Origin of the sequence: Mycobacterium sp. MS1601, from assembly GCF_001984215.1 — a bacterium.
GTDB lineage: Bacteria > Actinomycetota > Actinomycetes > Mycobacteriales > Mycobacteriaceae > Mycobacterium.
This window is the reverse complement of sequence record NZ_CP019420.1, coordinates 2,542,795-2,562,095: the sequence shown is the minus strand read 5'-3', so window position 1 is coordinate 2,562,095 and position 19,301 is coordinate 2,542,795. Positions and strand designations below refer to the sequence as shown.

Sequence of the window (19,301 nt, the reverse complement as noted above, 5' to 3'; positions counted from 1 at the left end):
CAGTTTGGTGAGTTCGACTTCGTGTCACCGGTTTTGGCGTTTGCGTTTCTTCTGTGCCTGGGTTTTCTTCTTTTTCTTCTTCGGTTCGCTCTTCTTTCTGTCGTCTTTCTTCTTGCTGCCGTTGTTGGAGGAGTCTTTGCGGTCTTTGTTGCCGCCGCGGTCATCGCGTTGCTGCGAGCTACTGGTGCCCGAGCTTGATTCGGACGATTCGGAGTCGTCTTGCTGTCCGGAACCTAATGGCACGGTTCGGGTGGTGCCGGTGTCGCGCATCTCGGCGTTAATGTTGGCCCGTTCTGAGGAGGGCCGGATGTTCGGTGTGGGATTGTCGATTTCATCCCGCAACCGGCGCTGAGCGGTCGGGTCGGCTGCCAGCTGCGGGTTCTTCTCCATGTTGTTTCTGAGCCATCTTTTGTAACTGTTGTACATCACGTCAGCCGGACGCGGGTCTTCGTACTCGTGGCCGCGGTTGCTGCTGGCGTTTTCCCACTGCCGCCGCGCTGGGTTGTTTTCCCATTCAACGAATTCTCGGCGCGAGAGCCCGTACTTCTTAGCCATCTCCTTGCTCGTCCGTTTCTCCTCTCCTGGCTTGTGTCCCATATCGCGTTTAGGACCGAGCGGCGCCTGCGTGTTTGGATCGACTTCGATACCGTCGGCGTTCTTTTTTGGCGGGGCAATGGCGTTCTTATTCTCTGGCCGCACCGTGACGTCGGAGGTGATCTTGGTGGACAGTCGGCGGTCGGCGGCTGCGGGGGGTAGTGGCCAGCTGTGTTCGCCGCCCGGGATGACGTTTCCGTCGGGGATGCCGCTGCCGGTGGTGGGGGGTGCGTTGGGGGCTTTGGGGGTGGCGGCACCGGGAACATCAGCTTTACCTGGTGTGGCACCGGTGATGTCGTCGACAAGCTTTCCCGGTGGGGTGGGTGCGGCTTTCGCGACGTCGATGATGGTGTCGGTGTTGCGTGCTGCTTGTTCGGTGAGTTCTTCGAGGCCTTCTTTGACGACTTTCTTCGTCGCGCCTTGCGGGGTGGCCATCGAGACGACACCGATGATGGTGGAGGCGTTGGCGAGCAGTTCGTTGTCGGGCATGGCGGCTGCGGCGATGTCGAGGCCGGCGGAGCTGAGATTCACTGTCGCGGCGGCGATGGCGGCGGCGCCGGCGGGTCCGCCGACGCCGGTGATGGCCAGGGCGACACCCCCGACGAGGATGGCTGATTCCAGCGGGTTTTCTTTGACGAATGTGCCGACCGCGGTGACGCCGCTGACGGTCGCGTTGGCGGCGGTGGTGATCGCCCCGCCGACGGCATCGACAGCACCGGAGAGGGTGTCGAGGAACCCGGCCGGCAACGGCGCCTCGGTGAGGCCGCCGACGTGTAGGGGTGGGTCGACGAAGACGGGGAAGACCGTCTCGGGGGTGGGGTCGATGACTTCGGTCATCTGATAGAGCCCGGGTCGCAACTGCCGCACCACGTAGGAGGAGGGGACCAGAGCACCGGTGGCATCCCGGGTTTCCGCTGGGGAAAACAGTGCCACGGTCTCGGCGGTGGGGGTGGCGCGGTTGATCGTCAGGTAGCCGTTGGTGTGAGCGAGCATCACCGTGTCAGCCGGTGTCCGCACGAACGTGGTGACGGCTCGGGGGCCGGACGGGTCGGGGATGCGGGCGATGGTGCGGGTGCCCGAGCCGGTGTTCTCAGCCAGGAAGTCGAATCCGGCACCCCGGTTCGGGTAGACCACGTGGCCGTCGACGGTCGCTTGGGCGGGGCCCAGGCCGCCGGGTAATACGATCTGCACCGGTCCGGCTGCGGTGTCGCGGGTCAGTCCGGCCACCGGGTCGTTGGGCATGCCCACCGCCCGCTGGACGGGAGTCACGCTGGTATCGGTGCCGACTGCGGAGTCGCCGAACGCGGCGACGGCGTGGCGGGCGACGACATCGGCACTGGTCAACTCCGGCGCTGAGGCCACCACCGTGGCATCACTGCTCTGCGGGCGGGCGGAGGTCCAGCGTTCGGCGTACTGCACCCCGGTCACCACCAACGCCACCGCAGCCACAATCGCTAGCACCTGTCCTGGCCAGCGAACCCATATGGACTGATGTTCGGCGGTCAGAAAGTTATCTGAATCGAACTGTTTGCGTGCATGACGGCCCATGACCCACCCCTGTGGCTATCACTCTCGAATCCCCATCAACCGGATAGTTGGCGAGATTGCGAGAACTTATGCAGAGGTAGTCGGGCTTTACTAAGCCATCCGAACGTACTGTGACATAGATAACAGCACTGTGCGGCTAACTTCCCTGGACCAGCAGGTTGCGCACATGGGGAGATCTAGCGCTGTTGCTGATGGAGCGCTGATGCAGCGTTTCAGTGAATCTCCCGGCATCGGCGTAGCGGGTCCTGTCACACATGTCGCGGCGCGGCATCGCCAGTCGCGGCGGCTCTGGCGGCACCCCGTGACCCGCGGTGTGGTGGTTGTGCCGGGAGGGGCCTCGGCGAGTCGCCCACCGCGTCTACCGCGACAGATAAACGACGACCACCTCACCCGGACATCGCCGCTACAACTGTTTTAGCAATCAGAGCTGCCGACCATGCACTCGATCGGGGATGCGTGCAGACTGCAAAGGCCACCGCCAAAATACGCCATTGAGTCGAGCACCCCACTCCGGCACTCGCTCTCCATAGTCCCGCTGTCTCGCTTCCTGCCTCAGATGGCCCGCACACATTTCGCTTCCATCATGCAGGTAACGCTGTGGCGTCCTGCCGTGCGAAAAGTCCCACTTTCATGTCCATTTGGACATCGTGTGCCGCAGCAGCAGCAGTGTAGGTTCTCAAGTTTCGTGTCCAGTCGTCCTTCGCTGAGCTGCGGCGTCTGCGGCATTCTCACGTTGTGTCCATATCTCGAATTCTCACTTTCATGTCCACACCACTTCTGACGCGACAATTGGCTTGCGGACCCATGGCTCGCGAATCCCATGCACCAGGCCTCAATTCGTCACTGTCATGCAGCCTCATGCCATCTCCTCCGCGGGACACTGTGCACCACTAAAGTTGCTGCATTGCAGCTATTTTCGCCTAACACCTCGCGGGCGTGATGGCGAGTCATTGCGCTGCGGTGAAGCCCTTGTGTCTTTCGGCACGCTGAGGGCCTTGCATGGGGTTGGGGGACCCAGTTTCCCGATGGTCTGGAAGCCCAGACGGTGCTGGAGCGTCACACTGCGTACATTCCAGCTTTGAATCACCGCACGCAACGTGAGCCCTGGACGGTGAACCTCCAGGTAGCGGAGAACAACTGCACCAAAATGGGCGCCGTTCCCGCGGCCGACCAGCTCGGGGTGCATCCCCAACCCGACGTCACGAATCGCTGGAGCTATCACCAGCACTGAACACCGCCGAGGCGAGATCGGCTACGTTCTACACCCCGACTTCTGGTCGAAAGGACTGGCCACCGAAGCGGCGCGCATTGCTCTATTGCGAGGGGCGGGCTGAGCGCTCGTCGCCAGCAGCCTCGGCCAGCAATTTATCGCAAGTGTGCTTGCGTTAATTGGCCTGTCCGGATACCGTGACCTCACGGTGACGCGTCCCGCGCAGCAGATCGCGGAATCAGAATGAATGCGGGTCTGCCAGACGCCAGGTTCGGACAGCGGTCATGGCAGCCTATGAACGAGGAGCGGGGTTGTATCGTGCGAGTTCTCATTACTGGTGGTTCTGGATTCATCGGTCGGGTCGTTGTAGCCGACTTGCTCAGGAATGGGCATGAAGTGCTCGGGCTTGCGCGTTCGCGTCAAGCCGCCGAAGCATTGGAGGAGTTGGGCGCTCAAACCGTAAGTGGGTCGATCGAGGATCTCGGTGTATTGTCCTGGGCTGCAGGACAAGTCGATGCTGTTGTGCACCTTGCGTTTCGTCATGATGTGGCACTTGCAGGCAATTTTGGACACGCGGTGGCTTCGGATTTGGCGGCCATCGATGCCCTCGCCCGAGGTTTGCCCCCTGCAGGGGCGTTGACGATTGCCGGGGCCGCTCTTGGGTTGCAGGCTGAGAACGGTTCGCCCGCAACCGAAACGTCGCGCCCCAACGCCTTGGGGCTCAAGCGTCAACCGCCCACTGACGCGATCCTCGACCTCGCCCACCGAGGCATCCGGTCATCTGTGGTGCGGCTTGCCCCGACCGTCCATGGCGTGGGAGACGCGATGTTCATGCCCACCATGATTCGGATCGCTCGGGAGAAAGCATTCTCGGGGTATCCGGGCGATGGAACTGCACGCTGGTCAGCAGTGCACGTCGAAGATGCCGCAAACTTGTTTCGCCTTGCAGTCGAAAAGGCGCCTCCTGGCTCGATTCTGCATGCGGTCGCCGAGGAAGGCGTGCGCGTCCGCGATATCGCGGACGCGATCGGTCGCCGGCTCGGCGTGCCCACTCGTCCTGTCGTCGACGACGAGGTAGAAAACCACTTTGGGTTCCTTGGCACACTTCTGGCGACGGACGGCCCTGTCTCGAGCGCTCGAACACGGGAGATCACTGGCTGGCAACCGCACAGGAACGGGCTACTCGAAGAGCTCAATCGCGATCACTACTTCGTTCACAACTAGACCTCCGCTCGCGTGATGGCAACGAGTGTCGGCGGGTCGCGGGTGACGGCGACGGCAGCATGTAGACCATGGTGCCAACACCTGACGATCTGTCGTCGCGTCGAGTTCCTCGGGTCGCAGAAAAACTCTCCGAATATCAGACGGCTCGTCATCCCACCAGATCGGCTCAGTACTTCGACGAGTTGCACCTCCTCAACCGTCGCGGTGGCGCGGCTGCTTCGCTGCGCTCGTCGCTGGCTGAAGGGCTGTCCAGCGCCCGCGTCAGTGCACCCGTCAAGGACGACTACACCGCACTCCGTCGAAGACCACCTTCGCCAGCGTGACAGCCAGGTCCGGTCCGAGTTCCTCCTTCAACACCAAAGCCCGCCAATGAATCGGCGCTACCAGTAATTCGATCACCAATCCGGGATCTGTGTTCTCAGGTATTTCTCCGCGATCGATAGCCCGTTTCACAACCACGGCAGCCGCGGCGGTACGTTCGCGCCACACCCCACCTTGCATCTCTGCCACCGCGGGATCTTTCACAGGCCACGAGAGCAACTGCGCGACTGCCAGCCCCAGAGGGGTTGACAGATAACGACACAACTCCGTCGCCAGGATAGTCAGATCCTCGCGGAACGAGCCGGAGTCGGGAACCGGCAGATCTGATTCACTCAGGTCGAGAATGGCTTCGACAAGGAGCTTTTCGCGACTTCCCCAACGGCGATAGATCGACGTTTCGTGCACACCGGACCGCGACGCCACCTGCGCGACAGTGAGCTGATCGATCCCGCCTTCCCGAATGAGCTCGAGCGTGGACTCGATTACGGACTGACGCACTCGTGCTGAGCGGCCATTCACCCGGCGTCGAACATTGGATTCCGCCACCACCCGAGGATAGCTCCGTTCATTTTGCCGCTTGCGGGCCGTTCGAACCCTCTGTACGGTTACAAACGCAAGTCATCTTGCGTTAATAATCATCGTAGAGGAGGCCCGCATGGACTTGGGCATCACTGATCGCGTCGCACTTGTCACGGGTGCCTCCAGTGGTATCGGCGAGGCCTGCGCTGTGGCGCTCGCCGTCGAGGGTTGCTTGGTGGTCGGCACCGACATCTCCAAGGATGGCCTCGAACGCCTGGAAGCCCGCGATCCCCGTCGGTTCAGGTCCGTGGTCGCCGACCTGGCCGACCCGGAAGGACCCGCCCGCGCGGTGGCTCGTACCGTGGAGCACTTCGGCGGAATCGACATTTTGGTTTGTGCCGGAGGGGTTTTCGGCACGGCGCGTGGCGGTGTGTTCACCGCCGAGGCAGGATCGGCCGCCAGCGAGATCTCCCCGGACGACTGGAATCACACCTTGAACGTGAACCTCCGCGGGTCCTTTCTTGCTGCTCAGGCAGCGATTCCGATCATGGCGAAGAAGCACTGGGGTCGGGTAATCCTGATCAGCTCGGTTTCCGGACAGATGGGTGGCTTCGGGGCGGGCGCCGATTACGCAGCATCCAAGGCTGCACTCGGTGGGATGGCACGGTCCATGGCACTCACCGCCGGCCCGTCCGGAATCACCATCAACTGCGTCAATCCGGGGATGATCGAATCCCCGATGCTGCTGAACAATCACGACACCAGCAGCACCGACAAGGTGGCTGGTCAAGCGGCGATGCGACGGCTCGGTCAACGCGAGGAAGTCGCCGCGATGGTCACCGTGCTGGCGTCGGAACAGGCCGCCTACGTCACCGGAACGCATCTAGATATCAACGGAGGGTACTACTTTGGCTAGTCTGCCCAACCCCCTAGATGGCTTCTCGATAACCCCGGCCGACTTCGATTACGTCGGCGACGATCTCCATCGGCCCGAGTGCGTGCTCGCCGAACCCGACGGCACGCTGTGGTCGGCAGATGCCCGAGGAGGTGTCATGCGGATAGCGGTGGACGGCACCCAAGAGCTGATCGCGCAAACCCCCGCCGGGCCTGCCGATGCCGCGAACCGAGATGCCGGAGCTCGGCTGGTCGACGGCACACTACCCAACGGTCTCGCCTTCGATCGCGACGGCAATTTCCTAATCTCCAACTTCGGCACCGATCGGCTGGAACACATGACGCGCGACGGCAGGACCACGCCCATCGCCGAGACGCTCGACGACTTACCGATCGGAAAGGTTAACTTCGTCTGCCGGGACAGTCGCGACCGCGTGTGGGTCACGGTGTCCACCAAAGCGCACGACTGGCGCCGCCAGATGACACCTGACGTCGAAGACGGACAGCTCCTGCTCTACACCCAGGGGGGCCTGCGCGTCGTCGCGGACGGCCTCCGCTTCGCCAACGAATGCAAGCTCGACGCAGCCGAGGAGTACATCTACGTCGTCCAGACCTGTGGGCGCAACATTCTGAGGTTCCGTGTCCACGAGGACGGTACCCTCTCCGATCGCGAGATCTACGGACCCGCTGACCACGGACGATTCATCGACGGCATCGCGTTCGACCAATTCGGGAACCTCTGGGGCACCTATATTTTCACCGACGGGATCTTCGCGATCACGCCCGAGCGTGACGTCCGCATTCTCTTCGAGGACTCGACCCCGGAGGAGATACACAGCTTCGATCTCCGCTTCCGCGCGGGCACTGTCGACATGGATCTGCTGCTCTCGATGGGCGGACCGGTGGCGACGTGGTGCGCATCGATCACTTTCGGCGGTCGAGACCTCGAAGACGTCTACGTCGGCAGCCTGCGGCAGACGCGCCTTCCCCACTTCCGCTCTCCCGTTGCTGGGCTCCCACTGGTGCACTGGTCCGAGATGACAGACAGGTAGACGATCATGCGCTGGGCAACTTTTCAGACATCAAACATCACAACACCTCTGGTGGGTCTGCTCCGAGATGGAGCGCTGTACGCGCTCCCGCCGCCGGAAACACTCATCGACGTCATCGCCGACGGCGACGCCGGTCAGGCCGCCGCCGCACAACGCGCGATACGCGAGCCGTTCCACGTGGCCGAACTCGGCGACGCTGAACTGTTGGCGCCGATCCCGCGCCCACCGTCGGTGCGGGACTTCATGGCCTTCGAGAACCACTACGTGACGTCGATGGCAGCGCTCGGTGTGCCGACACACCCGCTGTACTACCAGCAACCGGTCTTCTACTTCAGCAACCCTGCCGCCATCCAGGGTCCCACCGAAGACGTCCGAATGGCCCCCGGCAGCACGGCTTTCGACTACGAGCTCGAGGTCGCCGCGGTGATCGGTCGTCCCGGAAGCAATATCAGCCCCGCCGAGGCGCAGGACCACATCGCCGGTTACACCATCCTGTCGGATTGGAGCGCCCGTGATGTCCAGGAAGCCGAGATGAGCTTCCAGATCGGACCCGCGAAAGGCAAGGACACCGCTACCAGCCTGGGACCGTATCTGGTGTCCAAGGACGAACTCGCGCCGTACGCGACCGAGCGAGGGTTCGACCTGGCGATGACCGCGAGTGTGAACGGGGTGCCCTACAGCAGTGGTAACTGGTCGTCGCTGTATTGGTCGTTCGCGGATCTGATCGCCTATGCCTCCCGCGGAACCACCCTGGTGCCAGGCGATGTCATCGGGGCCGGGACGGTCGGGACGGGGTGCATCATCGAACTGTCGCGGGTGCACGGGGCCGAGCGGTATCCGTATCTGGTCGAAAACGATGTCGTCGAATTGACGATTGCCGAACTCGGTTCCATCACAGCGACAGTGACTGCCGCGCAGGAGCTCATCCCCCTCAGCCGCACCACAGGTCGAGCAGACGGGCGCTGATGGAAGCCGTCGTGATCAAGAGTTTCGGTGCCGCAGACGTCCTGCGTCCCGCAGCGGCGCCGTTTCCCCAGAGCCGGCCGGGCTGGACCACCGTGCGCCTCCACGCCGCCGCACTGAACTGGCACGACACTCTGGTGCGCCGTGGGCTCTACGGCTCACCGCTACCGCACGTGCCCGGCGCCGATGGCGCCGGTACCACTCTCGCCGGAGAGCAGGTCGTTGTTCTGCCCGCGCTGTTCTGGGGCTCGCGGGAGGCGGCACCCGCACCCGGCTGGGAGCTTCTAGGAGACGCCCGCCCTGGTACCTACGCCCAGTATGTGTCGGTACCAGACGAGTGCCTTGCACCTAGGCCCGCCGGCTTCTCGTGGGTGGAGGCAGCAGCCCTGGCCCTGGTCGGCGGCACCGTCTTTCGGGCACTGGTGACGCGTGCTCAGCTGGTGGCAGGCGAATCCGTGCTGATTCTCGGCGCCGGCGGCGGCATCGGACCCGGCGCCACGGCGCTGGCGAAAGCGATCGGCGCGCTACCCTTCGTCACCTCCTCCAGCCGAGAAAAGATCGCGGCTGCGCAGTCGCACGGCGCAGTCGACGGGGTGCGCTACACCGACGAGGACTGGATTGATCAGGCACGGGAGATGAGCCCGTCGCGCGACGGCTACGACGTGGTGCTCGACGGCATCGGTACGTGGGCGCAGTCGCTGCAGACACTTCGCCCCGGCGGACGACTGGTGGTGCTCGGCGCCTCGCAGTCCGAACAGTCGACGCTGGCTGCGCGAACCTTCTTCTTCGGCCAGTATTCGTTACTCGGTACGACAATCGGCAGTCCCACCGACTTTCGGAGCTTGTTTCGTCTCGTCACCGAGGGACTACTCGGCGCTCCCCCCATGGATTCGACCTTCGCCCTGACGGAGGCCGCCGCCGCCCACGAGCGGCTGGAGAGCGGCCTCGCCTACGGGAAGATCGCACTCGAAATCAACTGAGCAGCAAAGTCTCTGGCCGCATACGGCCATGTGATTATCAACAGGAAGAGAGCAGCACATGACGTACAAGTGGTCACTGTCACCGGAGGTCATCTGGCCCGCCCGGTACGCACAGATGGTGAATTTCGGGTTGCCTGCCGCAGATGTCGAGTCGGTGCGCGAGTCGGTTTCGGATATGTGGTCGGACGGGCCCGGTGGCTGGGTCACCGAATGGTCGAAACTGGGCGCGCGGTATGCCGACGACGGAAACCCGACCCTGGCAGCTTTGGCCTACGGATACGCCAAATTCCCCGTGCTCGCCGACGATGCCCGACGCACCGCGCTACAGCACCAGATCCACCAGTACGTGCTTGCGGCACCCTCGTTCCCGGTGGATTTCGAACGCCGTGTGCTCGACATCCCCTATCAGGGTTCGACTACTCCTGTTGCAGTGCACATCTTCTCGGCCCCGGACCTGCCGGCCGATACGCCGGTCATTCTCGCCAGCGGCGGAGCGGACGGCCACAAGATCGACATCCACCACATGTTCATGGGATTCGCGCAGGGAACCAAGGCCCGTATCGTGGCCTTCGACATTCCCGGTACCGGCGAGTCCGAGATCGCGATGACCCCCGAGAGTCGGGAGGTCATCGATGGGCTGGTCAGCTTCTGCCGGTCACTCGGCAACGGACGGGTGGTGCACTTCGGACTGTCGATGGGCGGGTACTTCGCAGCCTACTCGGGGCTGTCCGGACTTGTGGACGCCGCGGTCAACTGCGGGGGCCCCGTCGAGGCAGCCTTCGCGCCAGGCAAGACCTGGGCAGAAGGCGCCATCGGCATCATCGGAAATCTCTTCGGCTTCGATCGCGAACCCACACCGCAGGAGCTGGCCCACCAGGTCGGACCCCACTCCCTGCGGCCACTGCTCGACAAAGACGACAACTGCAAGATGCTCGTCATCAACGGCACCGCCGACGCACTGGTACCGATCGAAGACAGTCTTGTCTTCTCCGGACGCCGCGACACCCTGGTAGTGATGGCCGACGGCGAAACGCACTGCGTGGTCACCAAATGGGATGACACGATCGCACTGATCACCGGCTGGCTGGCGCGCGAAGTCACCTAACTCGGCGAATCTGATCGTGTCGAGCGCCTCGCGGGTGAACGCGATCCGTTGGGCGTCATCGTCGGTAGTAATGCCGTTCTCGGCGACGATGATCGGGACCTTCCCGACCTTCGTCTGGACATTTTAAGTTGGGATTTGGACATAACACTCGGGAAGCCACAGTCGTCGCCGCAACAGCAGCAAAGCCAGTGTGGCTTCTCGAGTTTTATGCCCACGACCGAGCTGCTGACCTGCACCGTTTGCGGCGTTCTCACGTGATGTCCACTCCGAGAATTCTCACTTTCATGTCCACACCATCACTGACGTGAACACAGGCCCGCGAACCCCATAGCTCACGAATCCCCGCGCACCAGGCCTCAATTCGTCACTGTGATGCAACGTCACGACATCTCCTCCGCAGGGCACCGTGCAGCTCTGAAAGTTGTTGCATTGCAGCCATGTGCGGATCTCTATGCCTGGAACTTCCTGCGGCTTCACCTTTTGATGCCGGCGGGCGGAAGTCATCCGCCGTTGTGATTCATTTACCTGCGCCGGTCTAGGGATGTGGCACTGCTCCGGGATGCGATCCCGCCGGCCGGTATCGGTTAGCTGAGCGTGTTGTGCGTGACTACACGCCCGGTGACGCTTGGCTGGCGGCGGCAGTCTCGGGGTTGAGAATGTAAAGCCCGGCGATTGTTCGATCGTCGCGGAAGGTGATGCGTGCGACGAAATCGCCGGCCTCGAACGCCAAAGGTGTGTTGGTGATGGTGAAGTCGTCGGCGCGCACGGCCTCGGTATCGCCATGGCTCTCATAGGATCCCGCTATCCCAGCGAGGTAGGCCCAGGCCTCGGCGAGCCCCTCCTCGGTCAGCCCTGCGGCACCGTGGCGTCGGCGCCTGCTTGACGCGCGATCTCGATGAGTTGGTCATTGGTGGGAAACGTTGTGCCCGTCTCGCTGGGCTGCTGGGCATACAACGCGGCGTGGAAGCGACGAAACGCCGGCTTGTCGGACGTGGTGTCCTCATCGGCCACGCAGTACATGGCCACCCCGGCCCGCGACGAGTAGTCCTGATCGGTCGGACGGTCCAGAATCGCGACCACGGTGTACTCAGCGGCTACCGCGCCACTGTCGATGAGGTCGTTGATGGTTTGGCCGAACTCCATCTCAAAGGTCCTGCAGGCGGGACAAAGGAAGTCCTCGGATATCGACACCACGGCCTCGGGATCAGCGCTGCCCGGTGAAGTGATCACGCTGCCGGTCACCGCGCGGATCGTGGTGGTCTGCTCGCCGGCCTGGTGTTCGAAGGCCGCATGCGCAGCCAATTGTTGGTCCGAGAGGCTTGGCGAGACTCCCTGCTCTACGCCGCCATCAGCAACGCCGCCCCGCCCAGACCGTCTTGGCGAGGTGTCGCAGCGCCGCGTCCGAGGCCGACCCCGCGGTCGCGTCACACACCAACAGGTGCTGGTCGCGGGCGGCCGGTAGGTCAAAAGTGTGGTAGTCGAGAGTCAATCTGCCGACAGCAGGGTGTTGCAGTGTCTTGGTGTGGTGGCTCTTGTCCACGACATGGTGCATGGTCCACATTGCCTCGAATGTGCCACTGGCACTGCGCAACTCATCGACAACCAACTGTACGGCAGCTCTGGAGTGACACTTGCCCCACGCGTGGCGCAACGACGCTGCCGTCGCCAGCGCAATCTGTTCCCAGTCGACGAAGAACGTCGCACCTTCGGCGTCGAGAAAGATCATCCGCGCGAAATTCTCCGACGCTGAGAACCCGCAGTGCAGAGCATGTCCGAGGTCATTGGCGGCAAGGATGTCCTGCGCGTCGTTGTAGATGAACGCCGGAGTCGATTCCCAGCGCCGCAGCAGCGCACGCGTGGACTCCAAGACGTCCGTGGCCCCCAGGCCCACGCGGGCAGTCGGGTCCGCTCCGGCAAGACGGAACAGATGAAGACGTTCGTCGGTGTTGAGATGCAGCACCCGCGCCAGAGCGTCCAACAGCTGCGCGGACGGATGTGTCTCCCGGCCCTGCTCCAGGCGCGTGTAGTAGTCGCTGCTGATGGCGGCCAGGGTGGCAACCTCTTCGCGTCGCAATCCCTGCACCTGCCTGCGACCCCGGGGCAGGCCCACCTGTGCAGGATCGACGGCGTGGCGCCGCGCCCGCAGATAGGTGCCGAGGTCGGACACGTGGCGCCCCGTTGATGCCGTCATACGCGACAAGCGTAGCGGCTGAGGACAGTTCGGTGTCAGACGGTGACTCGATCCACGATGTCGTAGTACGCGAACAGATCAAGCCACTCGATGCCGGCGATCACCTTCTGATTCTCCATGGTGAGGATGTAGAGATAGCTGTTGGCATAGGGATTTCCGTCCTTGGCCATCCCGGTGCTGTCGATTCTGGCGATCACGTCGGCCCCGTCCGCCCAGATTCCCCGCGACGTGACGGCCAGCGGCCCGGCCAGGCGGTCGAAGAGGGCGGCCTCGGCGATGTCGTGGAGTTCCCGGAGCCCGTGGTAAACCCCCGCGACCGGGCCGTGGCCCGCGATAGTCCATTCGGTGTCGTCGGTGAAGAGTTCGGTGAAGAAAATCGTGAAATCGTCCGCCGCTTTGTTCAGGGCTTCTTCGACGGCCGCCCGGTTACGTTGTTCTGTCTCTGAATACGCCATGGGTTCCTCTCGTTCGGCTGGAGATCGTTCGCCCGCCAGATCGAACGTAGTGAGCCCACCGGCCCGGCGGGGAGGTGGCACTTCCCCTGGGTGTCGCACACCCCCTGCCCTGTCCATGTTTGCGATCTCACCACAATTGAGAATTGCCATTCATATATAGGAACGACGACAGCGCTACGTCTAGATGAATACGCACTACAGCGCCTCTTTGTCTTTGCATCCTTGACGGCAGATTCCAAGCCCATTACATTCTTGGCAGTCCGCCTGAGTGGCGCAGATCACTCAAGACGGTCGTCCGGCCGGCGAGGGTTGATCGACACGTCCCCGCTGTCCCGCACCAATCCGACTCGGTGTTCATGACGCGGCACACGCGCATGAATCACCGTTGGGTGCGGTTCCGACACACGCGAAGAAGGGCATCATGGCTTCCACGGACAACGGCGGCGCATCAGAGAGAGACGTTTTCCGGGTGGCCTCGGTCGCGGGCATAGCAGCCGGTATCGAATACTACGATTTTTTCATCTACGGCCTCGCCGCTGCGCTGGTGTTTCCTGCCGTGATCTTTCCTGAGCAGAGTCCGGTGACTGCAGCCTTGCTGTCGTTTGCGACGTTCGGCATCGGCTTCTTGGCGCGACCTCTCGGCGGTGTGATCTTCGGACATTTCGGCGATGTGGTCGGCAGGAAGAAAACGCTCGTCACTGCGCTGGTGCTGATGGGAGTCGCATCAACCACCATCGGTCTGCTGCCGTCCTTCGCGGCTATTGGCGTAGCGGCACCGATTCTGCTTGTGCTATTCCGCTTTGCCCAGGGCATAGCGATCGGCGGCCAACAGGGCGGCGTCGTTCTCCTGGCAGTAGAAGCCGCGCCACCGCATCGGCGCGGGTTCTTCGGAAGCTTCGCCTCGCTCGGCGCACCGGTCGGTGTCCTGCTGGCCAACGGCATCTTTCTCTCGGTCACGGCGGTGCTGTCGCGAGAGGCACTGCTGAGCTGGGGATGGCGAGTGCCCTTTCTGTTCAGCCTCGCTCTGGTGGTGCTCGCCATCTACATCCACCTCAAGCTCGAAGACACCCCTGCTTTCCAGAAGCTGCAATCGAGCAACGCAGATGGAGGCCCTGTACAACGCCAGCGCTCACCGATCCTGACGGCGTTGACGACCTACCCACGCGAGATCGCGCTCACCTCGGGGACCTACCTGGGGATCAATCTTGCCTACTACATTTTCATCACCTATCTGATCGCTTACGGAACGGATTCGCGTCACCTCGGCCTGCCCCACGGCACGCTCATCGGTGCTGTCTTGATCGGCTCGGTCGGTCAGATCGTGTTCTTGCCCTTGGCCGGCGCAATCTCCGACCGCTTCGGTCGCCAGCGGATCATGATGGTGGGAGCAGCAGGCCTGGCGGTGGTGGTGTTCCCATTCTGGATCATGGTGGACACGGGATCGTTCTGGCTCATCTCCTTGGCCATGCTGATCGGGTTGGGAGTCTTCCAAAGCCTGGTCTACGGAGTGCAACCGGCATACTTTTCCGAGATCTTTCCCACCGAAATTCGTTACTCAGGACTCTCACTCGGCATGCAGATCGGTTCGATCCTGGGCGGGGCTTTCGCACCCGTGATCGCGACCGCGTTGATATCGCGGTTCAGCTCGACCAGCATCGCGATCTACATGTCGGCCGCCAGCTTGATCACGCTCTTCTCGGTGTGGCGCCTCGGCGAGACACGCCCAGCCGTGGCGGAATCTGCGTTGCGGCTCGTCCCAGACCGAGCCGACGACAGCTCTGCCAGCAACCAACGGTCATAAGAAGGAAAAGTCGAGAAGATGAAATTTGCTCTCACACACGGAAACACAGGTCGCTTTGCCTCCCCGGAGTCGGCGTTGGAGCTGGCTCGCGCGGCGGAGGACGCTGGCTTCGATTCCATCTGGACGGTGGATCACGCAGTCATTCCCACGCTGTATGAGCCCCTCTACCCTGAAACCCCCGACGGCCGATTCCCGTTTCCCGTCGATCATCCCCTGGCCGACCCGCTGATCTGGCTGACTTGGGTAGGTGCGCACACCAACCGGATCAAGCTCGGCACCGCGGTCTTGGTGCTCCCGCAGCGGCACCCCATGGTCACGGCCAAGGAAACCGCCACCCTCGACAGGCTGACCGGTGGCCGATTGCTCCTGGGTGTCGGCGCAGGCTGGCTGCGCGAGGAGTTCGACGCGCTGCAACAGGATTTCACGACCCGGGGCAAAAGGCTCACCGAACACGTGTCGGCCATGCGAGCCCTGTGGAGCGGCCGACCCGCCACGTTCACGGGCACCTACAACAACTTCACCGAGGTCATCTGCAGTCCGACACCGGTCAACGCATCGATACCCATTCACATCGGCGGCTTCACCGAGGCCGCGGCGGCCCGTGCCGGCCGTATCGGGGACGGCTTCTTTCCCGGCGGTTACGAGGACCGGGATCGGTTGCTTTTCCTGATCAAGCGAGCCCGGGAAGCAGCGGAGGCAGCTGGGCGAGACCCGGCAGCGTTGGAGGTGACCACGCGGTGGACCAAAGACCCCGCCAGGCTACAAAACTTTGAAGTGCTCGCTGAGCTGCAGGAAGTGGGCGTCGACCGGGTGAGCGTACCGGTCACGCTCTTCGACCGGGGCGATCTGGCCGGCGCCATCCACGTTTTCGGCGAGCGTTACATTGTCGAGTTGGCGTCGTGAGCGCTTCCCACAAGCAAGCCGCGCATGTGTCGACCGCCCGTGGTCCGGCTGCGGCGACGGATCTCGGTCAGACACTCATGCACGAACACATCTTCGTGCTGGATCGTGAGATCGACAGCAACTATCCCGGTGATTGGGACGAGCAGCAGCAGATCGCCGGCGCGGTGCAGAAGATCAATGATGCCGCCGCGCGGGGTGTTCAGACCATCGTCGACCTGACAGTGCTCGGCCTCGGCAGGTACATTCCGCTCGTGGCACGGGTGGCCGAGCTGGTGGACGTCAATATCGTTGTGGCGACAGGTCTTTACGCCTACTACGACGTTCCGATGTTTTTCAAGTTCAGGGGGCCCGGTCGTCTCATGGGCGGGCCGGAACTGTTGACCGAGTTCTTCCTACGCGACATCACCGAGGGGATCGCGGGCACCGCGATCAAGGCGGGCATTCTCAAGTGTGCCACCGACAAGCCCGGTGTGACGCCGGGTGTCGAGCGGATCCTGCGGGCGGTCGCTGCGGCGCATGTGGAGACCGGGGTTCCGATCTCGACACACACAGATGCTGCGACGCGCAGGGGTCTCGAGCAGCAGGCAATATTCCTCGAAGAGGGCGTCGACCTGTCCAGGGTTGTAATTGGCCACTGCGGCGACAGTACCGATCTCGACTACCTCAAAGCGCTGATGGATGCAGGCTCCTACATCGGGATGGATCGCTTTGGCCTCGATCTGTTGCTGCCGTTCGAAGAACGCGTGCGCACCGTGTCGGAACTGTGCCGGCAGGGTTACGCCGAGAAGATGGTGCTCTCGCATGATGCGTCGTGTTTCACCCACAACTTCGATGACGTGAAAAAGCTTGAGCTGCTTCCCAACTGGAACTTCACCCACCTGCACGACCACGTACTGCCGGCGTTGGGCGAACTGGGCGTGACGGACAAGCAGATCCACCAGATGCTCGTGGACAACCCCTGCGCCATCCTCGGCAGCTGAACGACTCAGCTGATCCGTCGCTGCGCGGCGGCGGTGGCATCAACCAGGGCCGCAGCGATAGCATCAAACTGCGGCGTGACTCGAGATGTCGGTCCGGCTACCGCAATTGCAGCGACCACCCGGTCGCCTACCCTCAGCGGCCGTGCCACGGCGCTGACATCTGGAAGCGTCTCGCCACGGTTGAAGGACACCCCGTCTCGACGAACGGTGTCGAGATCGTGTCGGGCATTCGCCAGGGCGTCGGCATCAGTGAAAAGCGACTGTAGGTAGGCGTCTCGGCGATGTTCCGACCAGAAGGCGAGCAGCACTTTGCCGGCGCTTGGTGGGTACAGCGGCCTGCGGTGTCGCAATGGGGCGGTGTATTTGATCGGCTGGTCCGACTCGGCGGTCGCCACGTACACCAACGATGCACCGACTCGTGTGCCGAGCATGACGGTCTCGTTGAACTGATGTCGCAGCGACTGGAGCACGGGGCGGGTCAGTTCGGTGAGATCGGGACGGGAGGGCGCGATGAGCGTATCCAGAGCCGGTCCCAGGCGGTAGGTGCCCTCATCTTCAAGTAGGTAACCCGTGGCCACCAGTCCTTTTGCCAGCCCGAAGACCGATGGCTTGGGGGCATCCAGCTGCACGGCGAGCTCACTGAGTCGCACACCGGCTGGGCTGGCCGCAACGATTTCCAGGATCGTCGTCACGCGACTGGCTGTGCGGTGTTCTCTGGCTGGAGTATCCGCCATCTCACTCTCCATTCCTGTATGAACCCGTTCCACATCGTATCGACGAAATGCATGTTTGTATATACGAACGCCCTAGAACGCTAGAGGCGACAATTTGCCTGGTGAGAACATCAAGTAGCGCTAAACCTTGACCATCACATTGTGTGTGGGATAGATTTCAGTAGACGCGTTTCCGTGGTGCACCTCACATCCGCGGTCCGCGCGCGGATCGCCCCCAGCGACCAATCGCTTCGCGGAGTTCGGCTTTTCTGGCCGCTCAGAACTCCCGCCAACTCGTTAAGGACGACATGACTGTTCCCAAAAGTCCGCCTGCGATTGCCTCCAGCGAGCACATCGACCGCCGACACTTCTTCATCAATGGTGGTTGGGTTCCACCGCACGGCGGTCAGGTGTGGCGCAGCCTCGAGGCGGCTACCGAGGAGACACTGGGTACCGCAGCACTGGCCGACGAAGCTGACATCGACGCCGCCGTTCGTGCGGCCCGCGCGGCACTCGACCGCGGACCGTGGGGCCGTACCACAGCTGCCGAGCGTGCCGACGTTCTCGAGCGTTTCGCCGATGCCCTCGAAGCCCGCGGGTCCGACACCAGCCGCTTGGTGAGCCAGGAGAACGGCATGCCGTCGGGCTTGTCGTCGGTGGCCAACATCGCCTTGCCTGTGAACACAATGCGCTACTACGCGAACATGATTCGCACGAAATCCTTTGACGAGGTGCGCCGCAGCGCGCAGGGAGCGACACTGGTGCGTCGGCAACCCGTCGGTGTGGTCGCGGCTATCGCACCGTGGAACTACCCGCAGTCTCTGGCCATGGACAAAGTGGCGCCCGCATTGGCCGCGGGCTGCACCGTCGTGCTCAAGCCGGCTCCAGAAACCGCACTGGATCTGTACGTGTTCGGCGAAGCGGCGGTGGCTGCGGGGCTGCCCGATGGCGTCCTCAACATCGTCGTCGCCGACAGAGAAGTCTCGGCGTCGCTGGTCGCACATCCTGGTGTCGACAAGGTGGCCTTCACCGGATCCACTGCGACCGGACGCTCGATCGGCGCCACGTGCGGTCAGTTGATCCGCAGATGCACTCTGGAACTGGGCGGCAAGTCCGCCGCGGTTGTGCTCGATGACGTTGACATCGAGCTGTTTTCAGCGAACATAGGCAACGCCACCCTGCGCAACAACGGTCAGACGTGCACCTCGCAAACCCGCATTCTGGCGCCCCGATCGCGCTACGCGGAGGTGGTCGACGCTGTCGCCGAATTTCTCAGTGGGCTGGTGGTCGGCAATCCCCTGGACCCCGAGGTGACGTGCGGGCCTCTGGTCAGCGGTCAACACCGCGAACGGGTGTTGGGCTTCATCGGACGGGCGAAGGAATCATCGGCACGTCTGGTGGTGGGTGGCGGACGGCCGGCGGGAGAACCCCGGGGATGGTTCGTCGAGCCGACGTTGTTCGCCGATGTCGACAATGCCGATCCGATCGCGCGTGAAGAAGTGTTCGGCCCGGTACTCGTCGTCATCCCCTATGACGGTGACGACGAGGCAGTCGCCATCGCCAACGACAGCGACTACGGGTTGGCGGGCTCGGTGTGGACATGCGACGAAGAACGTGGAATGGCTGTTGCGCAACGTATTCGAAGCGGAACGGTAGGTGTCAATTACTATTCCGTCGACCCGAACGCCCCCTTCGGTGGGATGAAGAACAGCGGGATCGGCCGCGAGCGCGGGCCAGAAGGTCTTGAAGCGTACTTCGAGTACCAGTCGATCTACGCGAGCTCGGCGTATCTGCCCTGACCATGTGCGGTCTCTGAACACCCACGCACCACGCGATAAAGGACATCTG

Annotated in this window: 19 protein-coding genes; 12 read left to right on the top strand and 7 right to left on the bottom strand. The window is 62.9% G+C overall.

Going from position 1 to position 19,301, the window contains the following annotated elements; genetic code table 11:
• Positions 1 to 24: 24 nt before the first annotated feature.
• On the bottom strand, positions 25 to 2,043 hold the full coding sequence (locus BVC93_RS33770) for a GH-E family nuclease (protein WP_197687543.1): 2,019 nt from the start codon (positions 2,041 to 2,043) through the stop codon (positions 25 to 27).
• Positions 2,044 to 3,220: 1,177 nt separating this feature from the next.
• Between BVC93_RS33770 and BVC93_RS33070 the strand changes: the two genes are divergently transcribed.
• The 3 genes from BVC93_RS33070 to BVC93_RS12500 all read left to right on the top strand — a co-directional run bounded on the left by BVC93_RS33070 (position 3,221) and on the right by BVC93_RS12500 (position 4,576).
• Entirely contained in the window at positions 3,221 to 3,373 is a 153-nt protein-coding gene (locus BVC93_RS33070; RefSeq protein ID WP_157516885.1) for a hypothetical protein, read from the top strand.
• Positions 3,327 to 3,476 carry a GNAT family N-acetyltransferase gene (locus BVC93_RS34745; protein WP_083740997.1) on the top strand — a complete coding sequence of 50 codons (150 nt, stop codon included), beginning with the start codon at positions 3,327 to 3,329 and terminating at the stop codon, positions 3,474 to 3,476. The genes BVC93_RS33070 and BVC93_RS34745 overlap by 47 nt, the downstream gene beginning before the upstream one ends.
• A gap of 194 nt (positions 3,477 to 3,670) precedes the next feature.
• On the top strand, positions 3,671 to 4,576 hold the full coding sequence (locus BVC93_RS12500; RefSeq protein ID WP_083740996.1) for an SDR family oxidoreductase: 906 nt from the start codon (positions 3,671 to 3,673) through the stop codon (positions 4,574 to 4,576).
• A 273-nt stretch (positions 4,577 to 4,849) separates the two neighbouring features.
• On the opposite strand, the gene BVC93_RS12495 is transcribed toward BVC93_RS12500, so the two are convergent.
• A complete protein-coding gene (locus BVC93_RS12495; protein ID WP_083737573.1) occupies positions 4,850 to 5,446 on the bottom strand; it encodes a TetR/AcrR family transcriptional regulator in 597 nt (198 codons plus the stop codon).
• A 106-nt stretch (positions 5,447 to 5,552) separates the two neighbouring features.
• On the opposite strand from BVC93_RS12495, the gene BVC93_RS12490 reads away from it, so the two are divergent.
• Genes BVC93_RS12490 through BVC93_RS12470 form a run of 5 tightly spaced genes read left to right on the top strand, consistent with a single transcriptional unit; the run spans position 5,553 to position 10,410 of the window.
• Entirely contained in the window at positions 5,553 to 6,332 is a 780-nt protein-coding gene (locus BVC93_RS12490; protein WP_083737571.1) for an SDR family NAD(P)-dependent oxidoreductase, read from the top strand.
• Positions 6,325 to 7,362 (top strand): SMP-30/gluconolactonase/LRE family protein, encoded by a 1,038-nt coding sequence (locus BVC93_RS12485; RefSeq protein WP_083737569.1) that lies wholly within the window; start codon positions 6,325 to 6,327, stop codon positions 7,360 to 7,362. Before BVC93_RS12490 ends, BVC93_RS12485 begins: the two co-directional genes overlap by 8 nt.
• A gap of 51 nt (positions 7,363 to 7,413) precedes the next feature.
• A complete protein-coding gene (locus BVC93_RS12480; protein ID WP_197687542.1) occupies positions 7,414 to 8,328 on the top strand; it encodes a fumarylacetoacetate hydrolase family protein in 915 nt (304 codons plus the stop codon).
• Complete coding sequence (locus BVC93_RS12475) at positions 8,328 to 9,305, top strand: quinone oxidoreductase family protein (protein ID WP_083737565.1); 978 nt, start codon at positions 8,328 to 8,330, stop codon at positions 9,303 to 9,305. Before BVC93_RS12480 ends, BVC93_RS12475 begins: the two co-directional genes overlap by 1 nt.
• A gap of 58 nt (positions 9,306 to 9,363) precedes the next feature.
• Entirely contained in the window at positions 9,364 to 10,410 is a 1,047-nt protein-coding gene (locus BVC93_RS12470; RefSeq protein WP_083737563.1) for an alpha/beta hydrolase, read from the top strand.
• 607 nt (positions 10,411 to 11,017) lie between these two features.
• Here the strand turns inward: BVC93_RS12470 and BVC93_RS12460 are convergent.
• The 4 genes from BVC93_RS12460 to BVC93_RS12445 are packed head-to-tail and all read right to left on the bottom strand — an operon-like array spanning position 11,018 to position 13,056.
• A complete protein-coding gene (locus BVC93_RS12460) occupies positions 11,018 to 11,215 on the bottom strand; it encodes a DUF3887 domain-containing protein (RefSeq protein WP_236950435.1) in 198 nt (65 codons plus the stop codon).
• Between the two features lie 41 nt (positions 11,216 to 11,256).
• The gene (locus tag BVC93_RS33970; protein WP_442929048.1) at positions 11,257 to 11,712 is read right to left on the bottom strand and encodes a DsbA family protein; all 456 of its coding nucleotides are present in this window, start codon (positions 11,710 to 11,712) and stop codon (positions 11,257 to 11,259) included.
• A 46-nt stretch (positions 11,713 to 11,758) separates the two neighbouring features.
• Positions 11,759 to 12,601 (bottom strand): helix-turn-helix domain-containing protein, encoded by an 843-nt coding sequence (locus BVC93_RS12450; protein WP_083737555.1) that lies wholly within the window; start codon positions 12,599 to 12,601, stop codon positions 11,759 to 11,761.
• Between the two features lie 35 nt (positions 12,602 to 12,636).
• The gene (locus BVC93_RS12445; protein WP_083737553.1) at positions 12,637 to 13,056 is read right to left on the bottom strand and encodes a nuclear transport factor 2 family protein; all 420 of its coding nucleotides are present in this window, start codon (positions 13,054 to 13,056) and stop codon (positions 12,637 to 12,639) included.
• Positions 13,057 to 13,477: 421 nt separating this feature from the next.
• Between BVC93_RS12445 and BVC93_RS12440 the strand changes: the two genes are divergently transcribed.
• The 3 genes from BVC93_RS12440 to BVC93_RS12430 all read left to right on the top strand — a co-directional run bounded on the left by BVC93_RS12440 (position 13,478) and on the right by BVC93_RS12430 (position 16,740).
• On the top strand, positions 13,478 to 14,857 hold the full coding sequence (locus BVC93_RS12440; protein ID WP_083737551.1) for an MFS transporter: 1,380 nt from the start codon (positions 13,478 to 13,480) through the stop codon (positions 14,855 to 14,857).
• Positions 14,858 to 14,875: 18 nt separating this feature from the next.
• Positions 14,876 to 15,760 carry an LLM class F420-dependent oxidoreductase gene (locus BVC93_RS12435; protein ID WP_083737549.1) on the top strand — a complete coding sequence of 295 codons (885 nt, stop codon included), beginning with the start codon at positions 14,876 to 14,878 and terminating at the stop codon, positions 15,758 to 15,760.
• 77 nt (positions 15,761 to 15,837) lie between these two features.
• Entirely contained in the window at positions 15,838 to 16,740 is a 903-nt protein-coding gene (locus BVC93_RS12430; protein ID WP_083740995.1) for a phosphotriesterase family protein, read from the top strand.
• A 5-nt stretch (positions 16,741 to 16,745) separates the two neighbouring features.
• Here BVC93_RS12430 and BVC93_RS12425 read toward each other — a convergent pair whose 3' ends face one another.
• Positions 16,746 to 17,432, bottom strand: a complete 687-nt coding sequence (locus tag BVC93_RS12425) for an IclR family transcriptional regulator (protein WP_236950340.1) — start codon at positions 17,430 to 17,432, stop codon at positions 16,746 to 16,748.
• Between the two features lie 329 nt (positions 17,433 to 17,761).
• Here BVC93_RS12425 and BVC93_RS12420 point away from each other — a divergent pair, with 329 nt between their 5' ends.
• On the top strand, positions 17,762 to 19,252 hold the full coding sequence (locus BVC93_RS12420; RefSeq protein WP_083737547.1) for an aldehyde dehydrogenase: 1,491 nt from the start codon (positions 17,762 to 17,764) through the stop codon (positions 19,250 to 19,252).
• The last annotated feature ends 49 nt before the right edge of the window (positions 19,253 to 19,301 follow it).

Excerpts from the sequence above, each read along its gene's own strand:
- BVC93_RS12445 (WP_083737553.1), bottom strand. The coding sequence starts at position 13,056 with ATGGCGTATTCAGAGACAGAACAACGTAACCGGGCGGCCGTCGAAGAA.
- BVC93_RS12470 (WP_083737563.1), top strand. The coding sequence starts at position 9,364 with ATGACGTACAAGTGGTCACTGTCACCGGAGGTCATCTGGCCCGCCCGG.
- BVC93_RS12450 (WP_083737555.1), bottom strand. The coding sequence starts at position 12,601 with ATGACGGCATCAACGGGGCGCCACGTGTCCGACCTCGGCACCTATCTG.
- BVC93_RS12490 (WP_083737571.1), top strand. The coding sequence starts at position 5,553 with ATGGACTTGGGCATCACTGATCGCGTCGCACTTGTCACGGGTGCCTCC.
- BVC93_RS12420 (WP_083737547.1), top strand. The coding sequence starts at position 17,762 with ATGACTGTTCCCAAAAGTCCGCCTGCGATTGCCTCCAGCGAGCACATC.
- BVC93_RS12440 (WP_083737551.1), top strand. The coding sequence starts at position 13,478 with ATGGCTTCCACGGACAACGGCGGCGCATCAGAGAGAGACGTTTTCCGG.
- BVC93_RS12430 (WP_083740995.1), top strand. The coding sequence starts at position 15,838 with ATGCACGAACACATCTTCGTGCTGGATCGTGAGATCGACAGCAACTAT.
- BVC93_RS12475 (WP_083737565.1), top strand. The coding sequence starts at position 8,328 with ATGGAAGCCGTCGTGATCAAGAGTTTCGGTGCCGCAGACGTCCTGCGT.
- BVC93_RS12435 (WP_083737549.1), top strand. The coding sequence starts at position 14,876 with ATGAAATTTGCTCTCACACACGGAAACACAGGTCGCTTTGCCTCCCCG.